Source organism: Streptomyces sp. AK010 (assembly GCF_014207295.1).
Lineage (GTDB): Bacteria > Actinomycetota > Actinomycetes > Streptomycetales > Streptomycetaceae > Streptomyces > Streptomyces massasporeus.
Genome location: NZ_JACHCX010000020.1, coordinates 117229 through 123768 on the forward strand (window position 1 = coordinate 117229; position 6540 = coordinate 123768).

The 6540-nt window shown below is 73.7% G+C and carries 4 protein-coding genes (1 of these 4 only partly in view); all 4 read left to right on the top strand.

Annotated features, from left to right (window positions below):
- The first annotated feature begins 91 nt into the window (after positions 1-91).
- Complete coding sequence (locus HDC93_RS30835) at positions 92-3850, top strand: UvrD-helicase domain-containing protein (protein WP_185014126.1); 3759 nt, start codon at positions 92-94, stop codon at positions 3848-3850.
- A 10-nt stretch (positions 3851-3860) separates the two neighbouring features.
- A complete protein-coding gene (locus HDC93_RS30840) occupies positions 3861-5264 on the top strand; it encodes a dipeptidase (RefSeq protein WP_185014127.1) in 1404 nt (467 codons plus the stop codon).
- 155 nt (positions 5265-5419) lie between these two features.
- Entirely contained in the window at positions 5420-6364 is a 945-nt protein-coding gene (gene nudC, locus HDC93_RS30845; protein ID WP_311774660.1) for an NAD(+) diphosphatase, read from the top strand.
- A gap of 55 nt (positions 6365-6419) precedes the next feature.
- On the top strand, positions 6420-6540 hold the 5' portion of the coding sequence (locus tag HDC93_RS30850; protein WP_185014129.1) for a bifunctional 2-polyprenyl-6-hydroxyphenol methylase/3-demethylubiquinol 3-O-methyltransferase UbiG. The gene runs 641 nt beyond the window's last position; 121 of the gene's 762 nt are visible here — the first part of the coding sequence; the start codon lies at positions 6420-6422; the stop codon falls past the right edge of the window.

Genomic DNA, 6540 nt, shown 5'->3' on the forward strand with positions numbered 1-6540 from the left:
GGTATCGCACCACGTGTGCTGACCTGCGCTTCTTCTTCCTCCGGAGGCCGGACCGGTCACCGCTGTCAGTGGCCGCCGCTAGCCTTTCGATGTGCCCGCCCGTATCTCCGATCCCGAACAGCTCAAGGAGCTCCTCGGCATCCCGTTCACCCCGGAGCAGACGGCCTGCATCACCGCGCCGCCCGCCCCGCAGGTGATCGTGGCCGGAGCCGGCTCGGGCAAGACGACGGTGATGGCGGCACGCGTGGTGTGGCTGGTCGGCACCGGCCAGGTCGCCCCCGAGCAGGTGCTCGGCCTCACCTTCACCAACAAGGCCGCAGCCGAACTCGCCGAGCGCGTCCGCAAGGCGCTGGTCAAGGCCGGCGTCACCGACCCGGACGCCATCGACCCGGACAACCCGCCGGGCGAGCCGGTGATCTCCACCTACCACGCCTTCGCGGGCCGCCTGCTGACCGACCACGGCCTGCGCATCGGTCTTGAGCCGACGTCCCGGCTGCTCGCCGACGCCACCCGCTTCCAGCTCGCCGCGCGTGTCCTGCGCGAGGCCCCCGGGCCCTACCCGGCCCTGACCCGTTCCTTCCCGGACCTCGTCGGCGACCTCCTCGCCCTCGACTCCGAACTCTCCGAGCACCTCGTGCGCCCGGAGGCACTGCGCGCCTACGACGCCGAACTGCTGCTGACCCTGCGAGGCGCCAAGCTCAGCAACGCCGACCTGCGCAAGGTCCCCGACGCCGCGGCCGCCCGGCGCGAACTCGCCGAGCTGGTCACCCGCTACCGGATCGCCAAGCGCGAGCGGGACCTGCTCGACTTCGGCGACCAGATCGCCCTGTCGGCCCGGCTCGCCGGGACCCCCGAAGTGGGCCAGGTCCTGCGCGACGAGTTCCGCGTGGTCCTGCTCGACGAGTACCAGGACACGTCGGTCGCCCAACGCGTCCTCCTGGCCGGCCTGTTCGGCGAGGGCACCGGCCACCCTGTCACCGCCGTCGGCGACCCCTGCCAGGCGATCTACGGCTGGCGCGGCGCCTCCGTCGCCAACCTCGACGACTTCCCCGAACACTTCGCCCAGGCCGACGGCCGGCCCGCGACCCGCCAGGCCCTCAGCGAGAACCGCCGCAGCGGCGGCCGCCTCCTGGACCTCGCCAACGGTCTGGCGGAGCCCCTGCGCGCCCTCCACGCGGGAGTGGAGGCTCTCCGCCCGGCCTCCGGCGCCGAACGCGACGGAATGGTCCGCTGCGCTCTGCTGCCCACCCACGCCGAGGAGATCGACTGGGCCGCCGACTCCGTGGCGCACCTCGTCCGGACCGGAACCGCGCCCGGCGAGATCGCCGTTCTGTGCCGCACCGCGACCGACTTCGCCGAGATCCAGGGCGCCCTGGTCGCACGGGACATCCCGGTCGAGGTCGTCGGCCTGTCCGGGCTGCTGCACCTGCCCGAGATCGCCGATCTCGTCGCCGTCTGCGAGGTCCTCCAGGACCCCGGCGCCAACGCCGCCCTGGTGCGCCTGCTCACCGGCCCGCGCTGGCGCATCGGCCCGCGCGACCTCGCCCTCCTGGGGCGGCGCGCCCGGCTCCTCGTGGCCCACGCGCGCGTGGCGGACGACGACGACCAGGACCGCCGCCTCGCCGAAGCCGTCGAAGGGGTCGACCCGTCCGAGGTGATCTCCCTCGCGGACGCCCTCGACACCTTCCTGGAAACACCTCTGGACGGCCGCGGGGACGACGACGGACTGCCGTTCTCGCCCGACGCGCGCGTGCGCTTCGCCCGGCTGGCCACCGAACTGCGCGAGCTGCGCCGCTCCCTGGCCGACCCGCTGATGGACGTCCTGCACCGCGTCCTCGCCGTCACCGGCCTGGAGGTGGAGCTGTCGGCGTCCCCGCACGCCCTGGCCGCCCGCCGCCGCGAGACCCTCTCCAACTTCCTGGACGTCGCCGCCTCCTTCGCCGCCGGCGACAACGAGGCGTCCCTGCTCGCCTTCCTCGGTTTCCTGCGCACCGCAGCCCAGTACGAGAAGGGCCTCGACAACGCCCTCCCCGGCGGTGAGAACACCGTCAAGGTGCTCACCGCCCACAAGTCCAAGGGCCTGGAGTGGGACGTCGTGGTCGTGCCCGGCCTGGTCGCCGGCACCTTCCCCAGCAGCCAGGGCCGCGAGAAGTGGACTTCCCAGGGCAAGGTCCTGCCGCACGTGCTGCGCGGCGACGCCGACACCCTGCCCGACGTGACGTCCTGGGACGCCAAGGGCCTGAAGGCCTTCCACGAGGCCATGAAGGACCACCAGCACACCGAGGAACTCCGCCTGGGCTACGTCACCTTCACCCGCCCCCGCTCCCTCCTCCTGGGCTCCGGCCACTGGTGGGGACCCACTCAGAAGAAGCGCCGCGGGCCTTCCGCGTTCCTCCAGGCCCTCTACGAGCACTGCGAAGCCGGGTACGGCGAGATCGAGGCCTGGGCGGAGGAGCCCGCCGAGGACGAGGAGAACCCGGCCCTGCACCGGGCGACGGCCGACCAGGTGTGGCCCCTGCCCCTGGACGCGGCGGCCCTGGCCCGCCGCCGCGCCGCCGCCGAGACCGTCCTGGCCCACCTGCAGGACCTCGCGTCCGAGGAGGCCGGGCACCCCCCGGCCGCGCACGACCCGGACGCCCTCGACGACCCGGAGTGGCCGCCGCCCCCCGGGGATGACGGGCCTCCCTACGACGAACCGGACCCGTTCGACTTCGACCACGACCCCTTCCACGACGACGCCCTCGACGCGTCAGCGCCCGAAGAAGTCGCATCGGTCCCCGAGGAAGACGCCCCCGACGGAGATGCCTTCACGGACGCAGAGAGGCCGACGGACGGGCACGCACGGTCGGCCGCGGATGGGCACGCACGGTCGGCTGTGGGTGGGCACGCACGGTCGGCTGTGGATGGGCACGCACGGTCGGCTGTGGATGGGCACGCACGGTCGGCTGTGGATGGGCACGCACGGTCGGCCGCGGACGGGCACGCACGGTCGGCTGTGGATGGGCACGCACGGCCAGCGACGGACGGAGACACACGGTCGGCGGCGGACCGCCCCACGGTCCCCCACCAGGCGGGCCCACCGGAACCCCAGGGCCCACAGCGCCACCCCAGGCCGCACCTCACCCCGGAGGAAGCCCGCACCATCGCCTCCTGGGACCGCGACCTCGACGCCCTCACCGGCGAGCTCCTGCGCGCCCGCGACAGCGTCACCGAGGTCCCCCTGCCCACGTCCCTCACGGCCTCCCAGCTGCTGCTCCTGGCCGCCGACCCGGACGGCCTCGCCCAGGAGCTGGCCCGCCCCATGCCCCGGCCGCCCCAGCCGGCCGCCCGCCGCGGCACCCGCTTCCACGCCTGGGTCGAGGCCCGTTTCGAAGAGCTGACGCTGCCCATGCTGGAGCCGGAGGAGCTGCCCGGCGGCGAAGCGGAGATCTCTGACGAACGGGACCTGGAGGCCCTCAAGGAGGCCTTCGAGCAGACCGAGTACGCGCACCGCACGCCCTACCGGGTGGAGGCCCCCTTTCAGCTCGCCCTCGCCGGCCGCGTCGTACGGGGCCGCATCGACGCCGTCTACAAGGTGGGCGACGGTGAGGGCGCGACCTACGAGATCGTCGACTGGAAGACCAACCGCGCACGCACCGCGGACCCGCTCCAGCTCGCCGTCTACCGCATCGCGTGGGCCGAGCAGCAGGGCGTCCCCCCCGAGTCCGTCACGGCCGCGTTCCTGTACGTACGCAGCGGCGAGATCGTCCGCCCCGAAGGCCTGCCGGACCGCGCCGCACTGGAGCGGCTGCTGAGCGAGGAGCCGCCCGGTGAGGAACCGCACTCCGAGGACGTCGGTGCGGGCCGATAGGCTCGTGACCATGAGCCAGACCCCGGACAGCGTCGTCCGTACGTACATCCAGCAGCACCGCGCCGCCTTCCTCGACGACCTCACCGAGTGGCTGCGCATCCCGTCGGTGTCCGCCCAGCCGGACCACGCGCCCGACGTACGACACAGCGCCGACTGGCTCGCCGCCAAGCTGAAGGAGACCGGCTTCCCGACGGCCGAGGTCTGGCAGACCCCGGGTGGGCCCGCCGTCTTCGCCGAATGGCCCTGTGACGACCCGCAGGCGCCCACGGTCCTGGTCTACGGCCACCACGACGTGCAGCCCGCCGCCCGCGAGGACGGCTGGGACAGCGAGCCCTTCGAGCCGGTCGTGCGCGGGAACCGCCTCTACGCGCGCGGGGCGGCCGATGACAAGGGCCAGGTGTTCTTCCACACCCTCGGCGTCCGCGCCCACCTCGCCGCCACCGGCCGCAACACCCCGGCCGTGCACCTCAAGCTGATCGTCGAGGGCGAGGAGGAGTCCGGCTCCCCGCACTTCCGTGCCCTGGTCGAGCAGCACGCCGAGCGGCTCACCGCCGACGCCGTGATCGTCTCCGACACCGGCATGTGGTCCGAGGACACCCCCACGGTCTGCACCGGCATGCGCGGCCTCGCCGAGTGCGAGATACGCCTGCACGGACCCGACCAGGACGTCCACTCCGGGTCCTTCGGCGGCGCGGTGCCCAACCCGGCGACGGCCGCCGCCTGCCTGGTCGCCGCCCTGCACGACGAGCACGCCCGCGTGGCGGTCCCCGGCTTCTACGACGGCGTGGTCGAACTCACCGACCGCGAGCGCGAACTCCTCGCCGAACTGCCCTTCGACGAGCAGCAGTGGCTGCGCACGGCCAAGTCGTACGCCGCCCAGGGGGAGGCCGGCTACACGACCCTGGAGCGGATCTGGGCCCGCCCCACCGCGGAGGTCAACGGCATCGGCGGCGGCTACCAGGGCCCCGGCAGCAAGACGATCATCCCCGCCTCCGCCCTGGTGAAGCTGTCCTTCCGCCTGGTGGCGGGCCAGGACCCCGGCCATGTGGAGAAGGCCGTCCGCGCCTGGGCCGAGCAGCAGGTGTCGCTGGGGATCCGCTGCGACATCACGTTCAGCGGCGCCACGCGCCCGTGCCTGACGCCGCTGGACCACCCGGCTCTGGAATCGGTCACCCGCGCCATGGGCCGGGCTTTCGAGAAGCCGGTCCGCTTCACGCGCGAGGGCGGCTCCGGACCTGCGGCGGACCTCCAGGACGTCCTCGGCGCCCCGGTGCTGTTCCTGGGCATCTCCGTCCCCTCGGACGGCTGGCACGCCCCGAACGAGAAAGTCGAACTCGACCTCCTCCTCAAGGGCGTCGAGACCACCGCGTACCTGTGGGGTGACCTCGCCGAGAACTGGCGCCACGCACCCTGAGCCCACCGTTCCGTCCGGGCCGGGCACACGCGCGGGGCACACTGGAGGCGCCGCCCCGCACCGCCCGAGCCCGCCGGACACGGTCGCCTCCCGCCGCACGTCCCACTGAACCGCCCGCCGAACCCGACCGTTCCACCGGGGAGTTGGAAGCACCCGTGACCACCTGGACCGACCCCAACGCCGACCGCCCCATCTCGCTCACCGCCCCGAGCGGCATCGACCGGGCCGCTCACCACCGGCTCGACGAGGCCTGGCTCGCGGCGGCGTGGAGCCACCCGACGACGCGCTGCTTCGTCGTCTCCGGCGGACAGGTCCTCATCGACGAGACGGCGGACGGGCGCACCGAACTCGTCATGACCCCGTCCTTCGAGGCCCCTCTCACCGAGGCACACCGCTACTTCCTCGGCAACGACGAGGACGGCGTCAGCTACTTCGCCCTGCAGAAGGACTCCCTGCCCGGGCGCATGGACCAGTCCGCGCGCCCGGCGGGTCTGCGCGAGGCGGGCGCGCTGCTGTCTTCCCGCGACGTGGGCCTGATGGTGCACGCGGTGGGCCTGGAGAACTGGCAGCGAACGCATCGCTTCTGCTCGCGCTGCGGCGAGCGCACCGTCATCGCCGCCGCCGGCCACATCCGCCGCTGCCCGGCCTGCGGCGCGGAGCACTACCCGCGCACGGACCCCGCCGTGATCATGGCCGTGACCGACGAGGACGACCGCGTCCTGCTCGGCCGCCAGGTCCACTGGCCCGAGGGCCGCTTCTCGACGCTGGCAGGATTCGTCGAACCCGGTGAGTCGATCGAGCAGTCGGTGCGCCGCGAGGTCCTCGAGGAGGTCGGCATCAGCGTCGGCCAGGTCGAGTACGTCGCCAGTCAGCCCTGGCCCTTCCCGTCCAGCCTCATGCTGGGCTTCATGGCCCGCGCCACGTCGACCGAGATCGAGGTCGACGGTGACGAGATCCACGAGGCCCGCTGGTTCTCCCGCGAGGAGCTGCGCGCCGCCTTCGAGTCCGGCGAGGTGCTCCCGCCCTACGGCATCTCGATCGCGGCCCGCCTGATCGAGCTCTGGTACGGCAAGCCACTCCCGACGCGGAGCGCCGCCTGACGCCGCAGCCGGTGACCGACCCGTACTGAACCACAACGTCCATCACCATCCGGCCGTGGGGGGGGGGGGGGGGGGGGGGGGGGGCGCCCCCCGGGGGGGGGGGGGGGGGGCGGGGGGGGGGGCCCCCCCGGGCCCCGGCGCGCCCCCCCCCGCCTCACCCCTATCCGGCGCCGCCT

Bases quoted from the DNA above. Each gene is read 5' to 3' on its own strand.
- HDC93_RS30840 (WP_185014127.1), top strand. From the start codon at position 3,861: ATGAGCCAGACCCCGGACAGCGTCGTCCGTACGTACATCCAGCAGCAC.